Source organism: Pseudomonas sp. DF11 (assembly GCF_058148565.1).
This window is the reverse complement of the sequence record NZ_JBYVYN010000006.1, coordinates 214,874-231,387: the sequence shown is the minus strand read 5'-3', so window position 1 is coordinate 231,387 and position 16,514 is coordinate 214,874. Positions and strand designations below refer to the sequence as shown.

Here is a 16,514-nt window from a genome sequence, read left to right as displayed (position 1 = left end):
AAAGGGTCGGGTCTCTACTCTCAAGACGGTTTTCCCGCGCCGGGACCGAACCGCTGAATGACTTTTCTTTCCAGGCGCAGGGCGCAGTGCCCCAGCGCAGCCTTGATTTCCTTCTCCACCATGCGGGTGGAGATACCAAAGCGCTGGGAGATTTCCAGGTGCGGCGCCTCTTCCAGGCGTGCAGCGATAAAGATCCTGCGACGGCGCGCCGGCAGTTCGTACAAGGCCTTGAGCAGGATCTGCAACTCCTTCTGCCCACCCACCACCCGGGCCGGGTCCAGCGCTTCATCAGAGACCTGCAGCAGTTCCTCGATTTCATCGCCAGTGAGCAGGCGCGCGTCGGCCTGTCGACGGTCGGCGGCGATGTTCAGGGCCATGCGATACAAATAAGCGTTGGGCTGGGCGATCTCCTGCGTATCGACCATGCGATCGACCCGCAGATAGGTTTCATGCAACACATCGTTGGCCAGCTCTTCGGAGCCCAGACGCCTGCGCAGGCGCACCTTGAAATCCTCATAAGAGGTGAGGAACAACTTCACCAACGGGCTGCGACCGGAGTCTTTCATCGCCCGGACACCCCTTCCCCTGCTATGCATTCCATGCTTCTTCCTGATGAGTCGGGTAACAAAAGCAGGGTCACCGGCTGGCGCAACGAACTGGGCGCCGGGCGGTCGATCCTGAGGTTTTGCAAGCTGTTGACCAAAGCCCTGTCCCGCATCAGATCGCCCGTGGAACTGACCAGGCGGCTGTGCTGGACCACTCCGTCCCGGCCGATCCACACTTGCAGCACCGCCCGGAAACTGCCCGGGCGGGTCAACGGCGAACGACACAAGTTGCGCTGGATGACCGCCTGGATGGCTGCCGCGTAGTTGCTGTCACTCAGGCCCGGAGTAACACCGGGAGGCAGCGGCACTTCGCGGACCCGCACCGGCTGCAACGTGAACGCATCCGCCCGGGCATAGTGCGCCGCCAGTCCGGTGCCGCTGAGCAACACCCGCAACCCTTCCGAGGGTGTGAACTGCCCCTGGACCCCCAGCGTATGGCTCTGGCTCGACAACTGGTGGTCCACCAGCACCGCCATGCCCGTCGCACGGCTGAACTGCTCCAGCGCCGTGGTCAGTTCCTGGGGTGCGATGTCCAGGTCCACCAGGCCGACCGCCTGGATCGGCGCGGCCAACAGGCACAACAACACCATCAGCCAGCGCAAGGGCGCCCTGGTCAATCCACGCCCGCGTCCGCCCCCGGCTCTGCCCTGCTGCACGACTGACGTATCCGTTGAAAACCGTCATCCTGAGGGGTGTTTATGAATGTCGTATGACACCTGATACAAATCCTCAAGGCCGCACTAGACTGATGCCCAGACAACGAACCGTCCGCTGCGGCGGGCCAGGAGGTCGTGATGAAACAGTGGATGACGATGACGGCAGGCCTCGGCCTGCTCATGGCCCTGCCCTGGGCCCAGGGCGAAGAAGCCCCGGCGTGTATCGAGGTGACTGTCGGTGGCTACAAGACCCCGGACTACAACTGCCTGAGCCGGCAGATGGGCAACGACCCGCAGGCCGCGACAACCGCCCAGCGGGCCCAGGACGCCATGAATGTGCCGATCGACGAACGCGCGCCGAACAGCGTCGGCCTGGCGACCCCGGCGGCCACCGGCGTACGCATGGGCAATACCTTTGGCACCTCGGTCAAGCCGCAAAGGCCATCGGCTCCGGCTAACAACTCACCACTGCCAAAGTGACGACACTGCTTTTGTGGCGAGGGGATTTATCCCCGTTGGGGCGCGCAGCGGCCCCAAAGCATACAACTCAATCCTTCTGAAACACCGAGATGCAGGCGTTTAGGGCTGCTAACAGCCCAACGGGGATAAATCCCCTCGCCACATAAGCAGCTCGCCCCAGGAACACACTTTGGAGCTTGCTCCAGGCAAATCAACCACCCGGACTCTGGCGAAAACTCACCGCCAGTCGATTCCAGCTGTTGATGGTGCTGATCGCCAGGGTCAGGTCCACCAGTTCTTCTTCACTGAACTCGGCTCGTGCCTGGGCATAGACCTCATCCGGCACCTGGCTCTGAGCCAACAATGTCACCGCCTCGGTCCAGGCCAGGGCGGCGCGCTCGCGGGCCGTGAAAAAGCCGCTGTCACGCCATACCGCCACCGCGTAGAGCCGCCGCTCGGTCTCGCCCTGGCGGCGCGCCTCCACCGAGTGCATGTCGGTGCAGAAGGCGCAGCCATTGAGTTGCGAAGCGCGGATCTTGATCAGGTGCAACAGCGCCGGTTCGATACTCAGGCGACTGGTCAGGGCTTCCAGGCCGATCATGGCCCTCATCGCCCCGGGGGATGCGGTGTAGTAATCCAGACGCGGGCTCATGGCGGGTTCCGTGGCGTTCGAGACCCTCACGGTAGGCCGTGGGACCGGTCAATGACAGGTCCAATTCGCCGAAAAACCCGGGGACAAGTCCAATGGGCGGGATTTTCTCCACGCAACTTCTACGCGGCCGCACAATGCGGGTAACCTTGCGCCTTTGACGCTGGCCGCCACACAATCGCCCAGGAGCTCGCGGGTATGGAACTTCATGTTGTCATCAACGGCCGCAAGGACCTCTCGGGCCAGTTGTATCAACAGTTGCGCAGCGCCATCGAGAGCGGTCGCCTGGCGGCCGGCACACAACTGCCGCCCAGCCGCTTGCTGGCCGAGCAACTGGGTGTCTCGCGCAAGACCGTCTCCGACACCTACGCCCAACTGACCTACGAAAACTTCCTCACCGGCATCATCGGCAAAGGCACCTACGTCAACGCACGACCGGCCAGGATCGTGCGCAAACAGAGCCACCACGAGCTGGCCGGTGCCGACGTCGTCGAAGCCTGGCGCACCATGCCGGACCTGATGCGCCATCCGACTCTCGAAGGTGCGTTGCGCTACGATTTCATCGGCGGCGCCACCGGCAAGGGTCAGTTTCCGCTGGACGACTGGCGGCGCTGCACCGCCCACGCACTGCGCCAGATCGCCAGTGCCAAAGGCTTCTATAGCCAGCCCGAAGGCCTGCCGGCGCTGCGCAATGCCATTGCCCGGCACATCGCGTTTTCCCGCGGGGTCAATTGCCAGGATGACGATGTGGTGGTGTGCAACGGCGCGCAGCAGGCCCTGGACCTGATCTCGCGGGTGTTGACCCGTCCCGGCAGTCTGGTGGCCATGGAAGATCCGGGCTATCCGCCGGCTCGGTTGCTGTTCGGCTCCCAGGGCGCCACGGTGGCCGGGGTGCCGGTGGACGAGCAAGGCTTGCGCGTGGACCTGATCCCTGACGGCACGCGGCTGATTTATGTGACGCCCTCCCACCAGTTTCCCTTGGGCATGCCCATGAGCCAGGCCCGCCGCGAGGCCTTGCTGGCGCGGGCCTATGAGCTGGGGGCGATCATCATCGAGGACGACTACGACAGCGAGTTTCGCTACGAAGGCCGGCCCGCCGATTCGTTGCAGAGCATGGATGAACGCGGCATCGTCGCGTACGTCGGCACCTTCTCCAAGACCTTGTTACCGGAACTGCGGCTCGGCTATGCGATCCTGCCGCCAGCGATCCTCGAAGCGGTGATCCTGGCCAAGCGCCTCACCGACCAGCACACCTCCACCCTGCCCCAGTGGGCACTGGCGAAGTTCATCGCCGAGGGCTGCCTGCTCAAGCACATTCGCCGCTGCCACACCCTGTATGCTGGCCGCCGCGAGCGAATCCTGGCACGCATGGCCGGGGACTTGTCACCCTGGTTCGAAGCCGTGCCCACCACGGCGGGCTTTCACATGGCGGTGTTGTGCAAGGTTCCGGTGGACCTGGCGCTGGTGATCGAGCTGGCGAAAAAAGCCGAAGTCGGGCTCTACAGTCTCGAGGGCTTCTTCAATGACGCCCCCGTGCGACCGGGCCTATTCTTTGGCTTCGGCGCTATCGAAACCCTGGACATCGACATCGCCCTGGACCGCTTGCGCGACATTCTGCAGCAGGTGGCCTAAAGATTGGACTGGGCATTTATCCGCCCATTGGCTGTTTGAGCCTGGCGCCGCCAGGCCTATCCTGCACGGGTGTGACTGATGTTGAGCAAACCCGTCCGACTTGATTCAGGAGCCTGAACAATGTCTCGCCAAGTGATCAATACCGTACAGGTGCAAGCCGCCGCCGGTCGCTCGGAAGAACTGGGCCGACAATTGCAGCAAATCGTCGAGACCTTGCGTGCACAGCCGGGGTGCGATGCGTACATGGTCGACCGTTGCCCCGAGGATAGCGACCGCTGGAACGTCAGCGCCCGCTGGCAATCGGAAGCGGCCATGCAGGCCCACTTCAACTGCCCGGAAGTGCAGGGCTTCATCAGCCTGATCGACAATCGCCTGGCTCGCAGCGTGGACTTCAATAGTTTTCCGATTGTCTGAGATTCGCAGCTTCATTCCTGACTAGCCAAGTTGTGGCGAGGGGATTTATCCCCGCTGGGCTGCGCAGCAGTCCCAAAATCTTCATATCGGCGATGGATCTGGCGAGTGCTGCGCACTCGAGCGGGGATAAATCCCCTCACCACAAAAAGCTCGCCCGCTCACATCCATTTGTAGCCCAGCCAATTGGTCTACCCACCTTCCGAAAGATTGGACGTTTGCTCGCTCCACCTGGGGGCTTAGGGTGAATCCATCGCCGCGACAGCGCGAAATCACTCGAAACCACACAGGCCATACCTTCATGAAAACACTTTGTCTGATCGCCGCCCTCAGCCTGCTGCCCATTACCCAGACCTACGCCCACGAAGCGGCGCCTTCGGAGAAGGTCACGGTGTTGCAGGAACAATTGCTGAAAAACGTTCCCGGTAAAAAAACCATGATGCTGACCGTCGACTATGCCCCCGGCCAGTCGTCCATCGCCCACAAACATGAGGGCACGGCCATGGCCTATGTGCTCGAAGGCGCCATCACCTCCCAGGTCAAGGGCGAACCGGCAAAGACCTACAAGGCCGGGGAGTTCTGGTATGAAGCGGCGGGGTCCGAGCACCTGGTGTCGAAGAATGCCAGCGCGAGCCAACCGGCCAAGTTATTGGTGTTCATGGTGATGGGGGAGGATGAGGCGGTGTTGATACCGCTGAAGAACTGATCAGCCACTGTGGGAGCGAGCCTGCTCGCGATGGCGGCAGCAAGTCCAACCTCTATGTAACTGAACGACCGCTATCGCGAGCAGGCTCGCTCCCACAAGGACTGAGTCTGCTGATGGACCGGAGTCAAAGCAAAAAAAGCCCCGCATCTCTCAATGCGGGGCTTTTTCATTCAACGCCGGATCAGTTGGGCGTCTTGACCGTCTGACCACTCATTGCCACGTCCAGCAGTTCGCGGTTGGCGACCGCGTACATGGCGTAGTCGGTGGCGCTGGCGGCACGAATGTCCACCAGCATGGCACGCCAGCGTTCGACCATATCGTGATGCTGCTCGAGCCACAGTGCCAGGCGGGTTTCCACGTCCTGGGCGCCATCGCCCTCTTGCAGGACCGAGATGGTGATCGCCCGTTGCTGCCAGTCGACGTCATCGCGGAACGCTTCGCGGGCCAGTGCCTGCCAGTTGTTTTCCACCGGCAAGGCGCTGATCTGTTGCAGGTACCAGGTGATGTCCAGGGCACTGCCCACGGCGAAGTAAGCCTTGGCCACATCGGCGGCGTTCTGTCCGGTGACGTCGGACGCCTCGATGATCGGCAACAAGGTGTACAGGTGCGTGGTGCCGGCAACCATGCGCGCCAGCAACTCCGGCACGCCGGCGGCGACATAGGCCTGGTAGCGGGTCTGCCAGCCTTCGCGGGTCGGACCTTCCAGCAATTCGTCGAGCTTGAGGCCCAACGCCGCCAGGTGCGGACCGAAGTGCGCGACGTCACGGGCAGCGTTCTGCTCGTTGCGACGGCTGCGCAGGAACCAGCGCGTGGCGCGACGCCCCAGGCGCATCAGCTCATCCATCAGCTCCAGTTGCACGTCGGCGGAAACCTGGTGGTCCAGGGCTTCGATCTGGCGGAACCAGTGCGGGAGATGGAAGATGTCGCGCACGATCACATAAGCGCCCGCCACGTTCGCCGGGCTCATGCCCGTAGACTCCTTGAGCCGTTGAACGAAGGTGATGCCCATGTGGTTGACCAGGTCGTTGGCGATCTGGGTGCTGACGATCTCGCGTTTCAGGCGGTGGCGACGCATGGCTTCGGAGAACTTGCTCACCAGCGTCGGCGGGAACGCGGTCTCCATGTCACGGGTCAGGTAATCGTCGTCCGGTACCAGGGAGTTGAGCAGCGCTTCCTTGAGGTCGATCTTGCTGTAGGAGATCAGCACCGACAGTTCGGCACGGGTCAGGCCATGGCCCGCCGCGACACGTTCGCTCAGCTGTTCTTCAGTCGGCAGGAACTCGATGGCACGATCCAGCTTGCCCCGGGCTTCCAGGTCGTTCATCAGGCGCTTGTATTCGGCGATCCGCACGAAGGCGCGGCGCGCCGCCAGGGACAGGGCCTGGGTCTGCTTGTAGTTGTTGCCCAACACCAGGCCACCGACTTCGTCGGTCATGCTCGCCAGCAACTGGTTGCGTTGCTTGTCGGTCATGTCACCGGCCTGCACCACTTCGTTGAGCAGGATCTTGATGTTCACTTCGTGGTCGGAGCAGTCCACGCCACCGGCGTTGTCGATGAAGTCGGTATTGGTGGCGCCGCCATGCAGGCCGAACTCGACGCGACCCAGTTGGGTCATGCCCAGGTTGCCGCCCTCGCCCACGACCTTGCAGCGCAGTTCGTTGCCGTTCACCCGCAGCGCATCGTTGGCCTTGTCGCCGACATCGGCGTGGCTTTCGGTGCTGGCCTTGACGTAGGTGCCGATACCGCCGTTCCACAACAGGTCCACCGGCGCCTTGAGCAAGGCGTTGAGCAGCTCGGTCGGGGTCAGCTTGTCAGCCTTGATGTCGAAGCGCTCTTTCATCTGTGGCGAGATGGCGATGCTCTTCGCGCTGCGCGAGAAGATGCCGCCGCCTTCGGACATGATGCTGGTGTCGTAGTCCGTCCAGGCCGAACGCGGCAGGTCGAACAGGCGCTTGCGCTCGGCGAAGCTGCTGGCAGGCTCCGGATTCGGGTCGATGAAGATGTGCAGGTGGTTGAAGGCCGCGACCAACTGCAGCTTGTCGGACATCAACAAGCCGTTGCCGAACACGTCGCCGGCCATGTCGCCGACGCCCACCACGGTGATGCTGTCTTCCTGGACATTGATGCCGCGCTCGCGGAAGTGACGCTGCACGCCCACCCACGCGCCCTTGGCGGTGATACCCATTTTCTTGTGGTCGTAGCCGGCCGAACCGCCGGAGGCGAACGCATCGCCCAGCCAGAAGCCGTAGTCGATGGCGATGCCGTTGGCGATGTCGGAGAAGGTCGCAGTGCCCTTGTCCGCCGCCACCACCAGGTACGGGTCATCGTCGTCATGGCGCACGACGTTGGCCGGCGGTACCAGCGCGCCGTCCTTGAGGTTGTCGGTGATGTCCAACAGACCCGAGATGAAGATGCGGTAGCAGGCGATACCCTCGGCCGCGATCTCGTCCCGGCTGCCGCCCAGCGGCAGGCGACGGGGCAGGAAACCGCCCTTGGCGCCCACCGGCACGATCACCGAGTTCTTCACTTGCTGGGCTTTTACCAGGCCAAGCACTTCGGTGCGGTAGTCTTCTTCACGGTCAGACCAGCGCAGGCCACCGCGGGCAACGTTGCCGAAGCGCAGGTGCACGCCTTCGACCCGTGGCGAGTAGACGAAGATCTCGAACTTGGGCACCGGTTTCGGCAGTTCCGGGATCAGGTGCGGGTTGAACTTGAAGCTGAAGTAGGACTTGTTCTGGCCGTGGGCGTCGGTCTGGTAGAAGTTGGTCCGCAGGGTGGCCTTGATCAGGTCCAGGTAACGACGCAGGATGCGGTCTTCGTTGAGCACCTGGACGTCGTCCAGCGCCGAGAGGATCGCTTGTTCCAGGCGCAGTTGCTTGTCTTCCAGGTCATCGCCACTGAGTTTGCGCGCCAGGTAGAAGCGGGTCTTGAACAACCGGGTCAATTCGCGAGCGATGTCGGTGTGGTTGTTCAGGGTACTGGCGATGTAACCCAGGTCGAAGCCCAGGCGGATCTGCTTCAGGTAACGGGCGTAGGCTCGCAGCAGGGCCACGTCGCGCCATGGCAGGCCGGCGGTCAGCACCAGGCGGTTGAACGCATCGTTCTCGGCATCGCCACGCACGATGTGGACGAAGGCGTCCTGCAAGGTGTCGTTGAGTTGCTGGATGTCCAGGTCCAGGCCTTCGGCGGCGGTGAATGCGAAGTCATGAATCCAGAACTCGCGGCCATTGGTGTGGCGCAGGCGGTACGGGAATTCGCCCAGCACGCGCAGGCCGAGGTTCTCCAGGATCGGCAGCACGTCGGACAACGCCAGTGGCGTGTCGGCGTGGTACAGCTTGCAGTGCAGCTCACGCTGGCCGGATACCTGGCCCAGCGGCTGGTAGAAGCTCATCACCAGCGGATTTTTTTCGCTCAGACTCAGCAGGTGCTGCATGTCGACCACGGCCGAGTGCGCGGCAAAACGCTCACGGTAGCCGGCCGGGAAGCCTTTCGGGAAATCCGACAGCACGTTGGTGCCCTGGGCTTCGCCGAAGCTTTCGATCACCAGGCTGGCGTAGTCATCCTTCCAACTGCGGCAGGCCTGTACGACTTCTTTTTCCAGCAGCAACGGGTCGATGTCGATGCGGTTCTTCGGGTCCACCCGCAGGATCAACTGCACGCGGGCCAGCACGGATTCGGAGAAGAAGGTCCAGAATTCGCAGTCCGAGGCCTTCAGGCGATCCATCAGCACTTGCTGGATCTTCTGGCGCACTTCGGTGGAATAGATGTCACGTGGCACGTAAGCCAGGCAGTAGCAGAAACGGCCATACGGGTCTTTGCGCAGGAACACACGGATCTTGTTGCGTTCCTGGATCTGCACGATCGACATGACGGTGCTGAACAGCTCGTCCACCGGGGTCTGGAACAGGTCGTCACGGGGCAGCACTTCGACCACTTGGGCCAGTTCCTTGCCCAGGTGCGCCTTGGCCTGGAAGCCGGAGCGACGCTCGATTTCCGCGACCTTGCGGCGGATGTACGGGATGACCCGCACGCTCTCGCCATACACCGAAGAGGTGTACAGGCCCATGAAGCGGCATTCCTTGATGACCTTGCCGCTGGCGTCGATTTCGCGGATCGACACGTAGTCCGGGTAGGCCGGACGGTGTACGCGGCTCGGGTGCGCGGCCTTGGCGAACGACAGCAGGGTCGGTTCGCGCAGGTAGGCGACGGCGTAGTCTTCGATGCGCAGGTCTTCGGCGGTCAGGCCGGCGCGCAGCAATTTGGTCAGGCCGAGGAACGACTCGGGGTTGTACTCGATGTGACCGCCGTCGGCCTCATCGCGCACCACGAACTCTTCGTAGCCGAGGAAGGTGAAGTGGTTGCCCACCAGCCATTCCAGGAAGCTCTTGATCTCGCTCTTTTCATCAGCGTCGATGGCGTAGGCGCTGCTGTCCAGGCTGTCGAGGATTTCCTGGACCTTGGCTTTCATCGGTTCGAAATCGGCCACGGCCACGCGCACTTCGCCCAGCACTTGCTCGAGTTCCTTGCTCAGGACGTTGAGTTCGGCGGCGTTGGCGCAACGGTCGATCTCCAGGTACATCAACGACTCTTGCAGGATGCCGTCGCCCTGGGTGCCTTTTGGCAGGATTTCCAGCAACTCGCCCTTGCTGCCGCGACGCACGCTCAGCACGGTGGTTTGCAGGGTATGGATGCTGTAGCCGCGACGGTTCAGCTCGGTGCGGACCGAGTCAACCAGGAACGGCAAGTCGTGATGCAGCACTTCCACGGCCGTGTGGGTCGACTGCCAGCCATGGCGCTCGTAATCGGGGTTGTAGACGCGCACCTGCGGTTGCGTGTGATCGAAGCGCTCAAGCAGGCGCCAGGCAGACAGGGTGCAGCCGGCAAGGTCGGACAACCGGCGTTGGGTAAGTTCATCGAGGGAAATGATGCCGAAGAATTGTTCAGCGAACAGCGCCACTTGTGGCAGTGCCTGTTCACTGATGTGCTGCGCCAGTGCCGCTTGCAGTTGGTGCTGGAAGTCGGCTTTGCTGGCTGCGGTGAAGAACGCCATCTGTGGTACTCCGCTTGGGCTTGTTATTGATTGAAGCGTCGCGTGCAACCCCACCCCTGCGGGGCTGTCGGCCATCCCGTTCCTGATTCTCGGGCAGAGGAAACAGGATGACAGGTGGGTGAAGCTGGACGGGACCTGCAGGTCACATCCTTTTCCATGTAATTTCATGTCATGGACACCTGCAAAACACACCCTGGGGTGGCCTTTGCAGGTGCACATCCGTTGCGCAGCTTAACGAGTGCGACAACCTGCCTGCTTGCAGCGCTGCGACATATTCGGTCATCGGCTAGCGGTACGCCTCGAACAACCCTAGCAGCCTGAGGGATAAACGGCACCTGGCGGCGTGAAATCGCCCGGGATCCAGCTAACCCAGCAGAAATTCTCCCGGGCTGGCAAAATCCCCTTTTCGTACCCGCAGGGCTCATCGAGCCAGGAGCCATCACCATGCAAATGACCACCGCCCTTCTGATCGCCAACCCGTGCGACGACGAAGAAGACAACATGGCCATGCTCTGCTGCCACAGCGCCCAGGGCGAAATGTTTCTCATGACCCGCTACCCCGATGAAGACGAACTGGAGATCGCTCTCGACGGCGAGCCTTCGACATTGGATGGCGTGAAGGTGACCCTCAGCCCAACCCTGCTGAAGATCGAAATCGCCGCGGCGGACGCCGATGCGTTGAATGGGGATGATGTGCTGGAGATCACCCACGACACCGATGTGGCGGATTTGGCGGAAGTGGAATTGACGTTGCAGAACATTCTCAAGGGGACGGGTACCTATATAAGCCTGCTCTGACTCCCAAGGCGACCGCTCCCCTGTGGCGAGGGGATTTATCCCCGCTGGGCTGCGCAGCAGCCCTAAAGCAGTTAATTCAATCTTCCTGGCACACCGAGTTGCCTGGTTCGGGGGCCGCTTCGCAGCCCAACGGGGATAAATCCCCTCGCCACAGGATCAGCGCGCCAGCTCTTATTCGTCTTTCTGCACGAGATTGCCATCGGCGTCATAGACCAGATACTCGTCACTGTTACTCGGATCCCTCACGTAGTAACGGGCCTCATTGCCGTTATCCGGCACCTTCATGCTGGTGTAGGATCCCAGTTCCTTGGTCACCTTGTTGTCCTGGCTGATCAAGACCAGCCCGGAACCACCACCGGCCGGGATGGCCGCGGCGTAACGGGTCTGGAACGCGCTGATCTGGTCGTAATCCAGCGGGACCCGCAATCTGCCCGCCAGGTCGATGGCACCGTAGCTACCCTCGCGTCCCACCACCGCCATGCCATTGGAAAACGGCGTCACCTCGTCATACGGCAACTTGATGGGTAGCCGCTCACCCTGGCGATCGATAAAAGCGAATTTCCTGCTTTTAGCGTCCTGCACCAGCAGCGGTTGTTGCCCGACAAACCGGCCTATCACGTTGTCACCCTGCAGGTTGATCCGTTTACCGTCCAGGTCGAAAACGTTCTGACGACTCCGGTCGGCAGAGCTGGCATAGAGCAAACCCTCGCTGTACTCGATGCCTGAGAACTGCGCCGGCAGGATTTCCTTGCCGTCCAGGGTATAGGCGCCGTAGAGGCCTTCCATGACATCGGTTCGTTTGCCGAGACGGGCGATGAATACGTTGCCAGTCACGGTGGGGTTGACGAATTTCATCGGCAATACGAAACGATGCCCCTTGGCATCGTAGAGCCCATAAGGTCCGTTGGTTTCCCGCTCCACCAACAGCAGGCCATTGCTCAACGCCTCGGTGATGTATTCGAACGGCAGGTCCACAAGCTTGTTGCTGCCGGCAGGAAAATAGGCGAGTTGGCTGCGCAACGCCTGCCACTCCGAATCCGGGTCGCTGGACTTTTCCGGGGAAAACAACGTGTAGGTATCGGCCATCTGGCTATCTTGCACCTGCACCCAACGGGGCTTGATCAACCACTGGCCGGCCTGGTCGATGAAGCCGTAGCGCTCGGCGTTCCGGTCCAGGGCGATGTAACGCGTTTGTGCTGCAAGGACGTTGTCGACCTGGGTGAACTCCACGGAGTTGTCTTCCATCGGATCGAGCACATGAATGACGATACGTTGTGGGGTGGCCTCGAATTGATAGTCGACCTCGGTGTTTTTCAACGGCCCCACCTGAGCGGCCAGCGCCTCGGTCAGGCGCTCCAGTTGCTGTTGTACCGCCTGGCCGGTCTTGAGCTGCTCGAGATCGTCCTTGGTCTGGAGCAGCGCGTTGTAATAACCCTGCAACGCCGCGATATCGCCATCGGAGGGAAACGCCCGGGAGTTGTTACCGTGGCTGTAGAGCGCCCTGCCCGCATCATCCAGCCCCTGCACCACGAAGGTCGACAATTTCGGTGTACTCAACCGCACGGACGCGCTGTCATCACCCAGGGCAGTGAGCTGGAAGGACTGGCCGTCGTTCAGGGTCACTTTCGGGTGATCCTTGTCCAGCACCACTTTCTTGAACGCCGGATAGCTGCGATAAGCGACCGTCAGGCCGAGACTCGCCAAGGGTTTGTTGACTGAGAGCGGGAAAGTGTCATGGGACGAGATCACGTCGTCGGACTCGACCTTGGGCGGCGCCTTGAGATCGGCGAAGGTTTTTTCGCTGCCATCGCGAAACCGCAGGCGCTGCGGCAGGTACTGCTCGGCCGTCGGCTCATCCGGCGTAGCGGCGCGCTTCCAGAGCGGATCGAGGCTGCTGGTGTCGAGCCTCACTTCGGAACCGTCGGCGAATAACCTCTGGGCAAAACGCAGGCCCTGGATCGACGCCAGTTCAGCTTTCAGTTGCGCACTGGTGAATGGGACAAACAGCGGCTCGTACTGCAACGGCTGCTCGTGGGCCGGCTCGGTCGTCTCAATACTCAGGCTCAATTGCGCGTCACTGAGCAGCTCCAGGGAGCGGAGGGTTTCACCGGTGTCCTGAATCAAATAATTGAGGCGTTTCTCCACCTCGGGCAGTGCCAGCGTGCCGATGTCTTCCATGCCCCCTTCATTCAGTTGCTCGGCGGCGAAACCTTCATCCACCGGCGCGCCGCTGTGGCGAAACAGGTAATAGGACGCACAGCCCACCACCAACAAGGTCACGCTCAGTATCGACAGCAATCTCACGCGAGGCTGGGAAAAATTCATGGAGGCTTCGGTCGTCAAAGGGGTTGGGGAAGGCAGGCAGCTAACCACACGGCCTTACGCGCTGCAAATCGCCTGGAGGGCTTGTTCTGTTACTTCGGCCTGGCGACCTGCCTGGATCGTCGCCATTGTCTGGCTGAAGTGAACCGCCGTCGGTCGTACCTCTGACACGTCGCCCTTGACGTCCGATTGGGTTCTGGTGTTTCCTGAAACCGGTTTCAGAACCACTAATAAATCCAATAAGCAGGTTTCAATCCGTGAACTCATTCTCCGCCGCCCAGCGCAGCCGCGTGACCATGCTCGACGTCGCCGAACGCGCTGGTGTCTCCAAGGCCAGCGTCTCGCGCTTCATTGGCGAGGACCGCGCCCTGCTCTCCGAGGCCATCGCCCGGCGCATCGAGCAGGCGATCAGCGAGCTGGGCTACCGCCCGAACCAGATGGCCCGAGGCCTCAAGCGCGGGCGTACACGCCTGATCGGCATGCTGGTGGCCGATATCCGCAACCCTTATTCAATTGCCGTGATGCATGGCGTGGAAACCGCCTGCCGGCGCCATGGCTATAGCCTGGTGGTGTGCAACACCGACCGCGATGACGAGCAGGAACGCCAGCACCTGGCGTTGTTGCGCGCCTACAACATCGAAGGGCTGATCGTAAACACCCTGGGGCATCACCGCGACGAACTGTTTGAACTGCGCAGCGAAATGCCTCTGGTGCTGGTGGATCGCAAGGTCGATCGGCTCGACAGCGATCTGGTCGGCCTCGATAACCCGGCCGCCATCGAGATGGCCCTCGATCACCTTGAACAACGGGGCTACCGTGATCTGTTGCTGGTGACCGAGCCGTTCGATGGCACCAGTTCGCGAATCGAGCGGGTCGAGAGTTTCAAGGCCGGCATCGAGCGACGCCCGGCCCTGAGCGGCGCCGTGGTGGAAACCTGCGACCAATTGAGCGCACGCATCAAGGCCTTCCTGGACCAGCCAGGCCAAGGCCCCAAGGCGCTGTTCTGTGCCAATGGCATTGCCGCGCTGGCCGCCACGACGATACTGCGCGACCTGGGTTGCCACTTGTTCGACGACGTGGGCCTGATCGCCCTCGACGATCTGGACTGGTACCCGCTGGTGGGCAGCGGCATCACCGCCCTGGCCCAACCGACGGCCGAGATCGGCGCCAGCGCGTTCGAGTGTTTGCTCAAGCGTTTGCGCGGCGATAACGGGCCGGTGCGAACCCTGGATTTTGCGGCGCGGCTGATCGAGCGTGGGTCGACGCGGGGAAATGGTCGGTGATCAGGCCCTATCGCGAGCAGGCTCGCTCCCACACTGGATCTGCGCCACTGGAAGTCCCCTGTGGGAGCGAGCCTGCTCGCGATAGGGCCCTCAGGCACGACCTTTTTTTTGGACAAAACTGAAACCGGTTTCAGAGGTATAAAAACAATGCACAACCCACCCGTCTCCATCAGCCTTTCCAGCTACGGCGCCGACCTGGTGCGGCAACACGGCCAAGGCAGTTTCATTGACCTGCTGGCCGCCGCCGGTGCCTCGCGCATTGAATGGCGCGAAGAATTGCTCACCACCGAACAGCCCGCCGAGCTGGCCGCTCGCGCCCGCGCCCAGGGACTGCAGAGTATTTTCTCGTCGCCGCTGGAGCTGTGGCTCGCCGGCCAGGCCAGGCCCAACCCCGCCCTGGCCGTTGCCCTGCAACGCTGCGAAGCGTTCGGCTCGGCGTGGCTGAAAGTCTCTCTCGGGCATTTCACCGACTCCAATGACCTGTCGGCACTGGCCCACGTACTCGCCACGAGCCCGGTGCAGTTGCTGGTGGAAAACGACCAGACCTTGCAGGGTGGACGGATCGAACCGTTGCAACGTTTTTTCACCGCCGTAGAGCAGCAAACATTGCCCATCGGCATGACCTTCGACATCGGCAACTGGCAATGGCAGGACCAATCGGCCGCCGTGGCCGCCCGGCAGCTCGGACGGTATGTGGCTTATGTGCATTGCAAGGCCGTGGCCCGGCGCGCCGACGGCAAACTGATCGCGGTGCCCCCGGGGATGGCAGACCTGCATCTGTGGGAACAACTGCTCAAACACATGCCCGCCGGTGTAATGCGCGCCGCCGAATACCCGTTGCAAGGCGATGACTTGCTGCAATTGACCGCTGGCCATGTCGCCACCCTTGCCCACCTCGGGCAATCGCGCCGGGAGCCTGCCCATGCCTGAGTTCGATGTGTTGTCGTTCGGCGAAACCATGGCGATGCTGGTGGCCAACCAGTGCGGTGACCTGGCCAGTGTCGAGCAGTTCCACAAGCGCATCGCCGGGGCCGACAGCAACGTGGCCATCGGTCTGTCGCGACTGGGCTTCAAGGTGGCGTGGCTGAGCCGGGTCGGTGCTGACTCCCTGGGACGCTTCGTGGTGCAGACGCTGGAAAACGAAGGCCTGGATTGCCGCCACGTGGCGGTCGATACAGCCCACCCCACCGGGTTCCAGTTCAAATCCCGTAGCGATGATGGCAGCGACCCGCAAGTCGAGTATTTCCGTCGCGGCTCGGCGGCCAGTCATCTGTCGGTCGAAGCCATCGCGCCCGCGCTGCTTGAAGCCCGCCACTTGCACGCCACCGGCATCGTCCCGGCGCTGTCGGTCACGGCCCGTGAGATGTCCTTTGAATTGATGATGCGGATGCGCGAGGCCGGCCGCAGCCTGTCCTTCGATCCCAACCTGCGACCGAGCCTGTGGGCCAGCGAGTCGATGATGATTCGCGAAATCAATCGCCTCGCCGCCCTCGCCCACTGGGTCTTGCCGGGGCTCGGCGAAGGCCGCTTGCTGACCGGTTTCGACGACCCGGCCGACATTGCCGCGTTCTATCTGGACCAAGGTGCCGAAATCGTCGTGATCAAGCTCGGCGCGGATGGCGCCTATTACCGCACACAGCTTGACCAGGGCGTTGTCGCCGGCGTGCCAGTGGCCCAGGTGGTGGACACCGTGGGCGCTGGCGATGGCTTCGCGGTCGGCCTGATCAGTGCGCTGCTCGAAGGCCGCGCCATCACCCAAGCCGTGCAGCGCGCCAACTGGATTGGCAGCCGCGCGGTGCAGAACCGCGGGGACATGGAGGGGTTGCCGACCCGCATTGAATTATCGACTGAATTTGAAACAGCCCATCGCGAGCAGGCTCGTTCCCACAGCGGTTGACGTTAACCCTGTGGGAGCGAGCCTGCTCGCAATAGAGCCACCGCAA

General features: G+C 62.2%; 13 protein-coding genes. 8 read left to right on the top strand and 5 right to left on the bottom strand.

What is annotated here, in order from left to right:
• Positions 1 to 20 precede the first annotated feature (20 nt).
• Both AC30D9_RS19185 and AC30D9_RS19180 read right to left on the bottom strand, forming a co-directional pair.
• Positions 21 to 566 carry a sigma-70 family RNA polymerase sigma factor gene (locus AC30D9_RS19185; RefSeq protein ID WP_134924030.1) on the bottom strand — a complete coding sequence of 182 codons (546 nt, stop codon included), beginning with the start codon at positions 564 to 566 and terminating at the stop codon, positions 21 to 23.
• Positions 563 to 1,195 carry a secretin and TonB N-terminal domain-containing protein gene (locus AC30D9_RS19180; protein ID WP_490144699.1) on the bottom strand — a complete coding sequence of 211 codons (633 nt, stop codon included), beginning with the start codon at positions 1,193 to 1,195 and terminating at the stop codon, positions 563 to 565. The genes AC30D9_RS19185 and AC30D9_RS19180 overlap by 4 nt, the downstream gene beginning before the upstream one ends.
• A 204-nt stretch (positions 1,196 to 1,399) precedes the next feature.
• On the opposite strand from AC30D9_RS19180, the gene AC30D9_RS19175 reads away from it, so the two are divergent.
• On the top strand, positions 1,400 to 1,741 hold the full coding sequence (locus AC30D9_RS19175; RefSeq protein WP_490144601.1) for a hypothetical protein: 342 nt from the start codon (positions 1,400 to 1,402) through the stop codon (positions 1,739 to 1,741).
• A gap of 190 nt (positions 1,742 to 1,931) precedes the next feature.
• On the opposite strand, the gene AC30D9_RS19170 is transcribed toward AC30D9_RS19175, so the two are convergent.
• A complete protein-coding gene (locus AC30D9_RS19170) occupies positions 1,932 to 2,372 on the bottom strand; it encodes a carboxymuconolactone decarboxylase family protein (RefSeq protein WP_134924028.1) in 441 nt (146 codons plus the stop codon).
• Positions 2,373 to 2,567: 195 nt separating this feature from the next.
• On the opposite strand from AC30D9_RS19170, the gene pdxR reads away from it, so the two are divergent.
• From pdxR to AC30D9_RS19155, 3 genes are all read left to right on the top strand, one after another.
• Positions 2,568 to 4,001 carry a MocR-like pyridoxine biosynthesis transcription factor PdxR gene (pdxR, locus tag AC30D9_RS19165; RefSeq protein WP_490144600.1) on the top strand — a complete coding sequence of 478 codons (1,434 nt, stop codon included), beginning with the start codon at positions 2,568 to 2,570 and terminating at the stop codon, positions 3,999 to 4,001.
• 120 nt (positions 4,002 to 4,121) lie between these two features.
• A complete protein-coding gene (locus AC30D9_RS19160) occupies positions 4,122 to 4,415 on the top strand; it encodes a putative quinol monooxygenase (RefSeq protein ID WP_134924026.1) in 294 nt (97 codons plus the stop codon).
• Positions 4,416 to 4,713: 298 nt separating this feature from the next.
• Positions 4,714 to 5,118, top strand: coding sequence for a cupin domain-containing protein (locus AC30D9_RS19155; RefSeq protein WP_134924025.1), 405 nt, complete (start codon positions 4,714 to 4,716; stop codon positions 5,116 to 5,118).
• A 181-nt stretch (positions 5,119 to 5,299) separates the two neighbouring features.
• On the opposite strand, the gene AC30D9_RS19150 is transcribed toward AC30D9_RS19155, so the two are convergent.
• Positions 5,300 to 10,168 carry an NAD-glutamate dehydrogenase gene (locus AC30D9_RS19150; protein WP_134924024.1) on the bottom strand — a complete coding sequence of 1,623 codons (4,869 nt, stop codon included), beginning with the start codon at positions 10,166 to 10,168 and terminating at the stop codon, positions 5,300 to 5,302.
• Positions 10,169 to 10,612: 444 nt separating this feature from the next.
• Between AC30D9_RS19150 and AC30D9_RS19145 the strand changes: the two genes are divergently transcribed.
• A complete protein-coding gene (locus tag AC30D9_RS19145; protein ID WP_307570966.1) occupies positions 10,613 to 10,966 on the top strand; it encodes a hypothetical protein in 354 nt (117 codons plus the stop codon).
• A gap of 171 nt (positions 10,967 to 11,137) precedes the next feature.
• On the opposite strand, the gene AC30D9_RS19140 is transcribed toward AC30D9_RS19145, so the two are convergent.
• The gene (locus tag AC30D9_RS19140) at positions 11,138 to 13,291 is read right to left on the bottom strand and encodes a WG repeat-containing protein (RefSeq protein ID WP_307570967.1); all 2,154 of its coding nucleotides are present in this window, start codon (positions 13,289 to 13,291) and stop codon (positions 11,138 to 11,140) included.
• Between the two features lie 254 nt (positions 13,292 to 13,545).
• Here AC30D9_RS19140 and AC30D9_RS19135 point away from each other — a divergent pair, with 254 nt between their 5' ends.
• The 3 genes from AC30D9_RS19135 to AC30D9_RS19125 all read left to right on the top strand — a co-directional run bounded on the left by AC30D9_RS19135 (position 13,546) and on the right by AC30D9_RS19125 (position 16,468).
• Positions 13,546 to 14,571, top strand: coding sequence for a LacI family DNA-binding transcriptional regulator (locus AC30D9_RS19135; protein WP_307570968.1), 1,026 nt, complete (start codon positions 13,546 to 13,548; stop codon positions 14,569 to 14,571).
• A 147-nt stretch (positions 14,572 to 14,718) separates the two neighbouring features.
• Positions 14,719 to 15,501: a sugar phosphate isomerase/epimerase family protein gene (locus AC30D9_RS19130; RefSeq protein ID WP_490144599.1), complete on the top strand. Its 783-nt coding sequence runs from the start codon at positions 14,719 to 14,721 to the stop codon at positions 15,499 to 15,501.
• Positions 15,494 to 16,468, top strand: coding sequence for a sugar kinase (locus tag AC30D9_RS19125; RefSeq protein WP_490144598.1), 975 nt, complete (start codon positions 15,494 to 15,496; stop codon positions 16,466 to 16,468). The genes AC30D9_RS19130 and AC30D9_RS19125 overlap by 8 nt, the downstream gene beginning before the upstream one ends.
• The last annotated feature ends 46 nt before the right edge of the window (positions 16,469 to 16,514 follow it).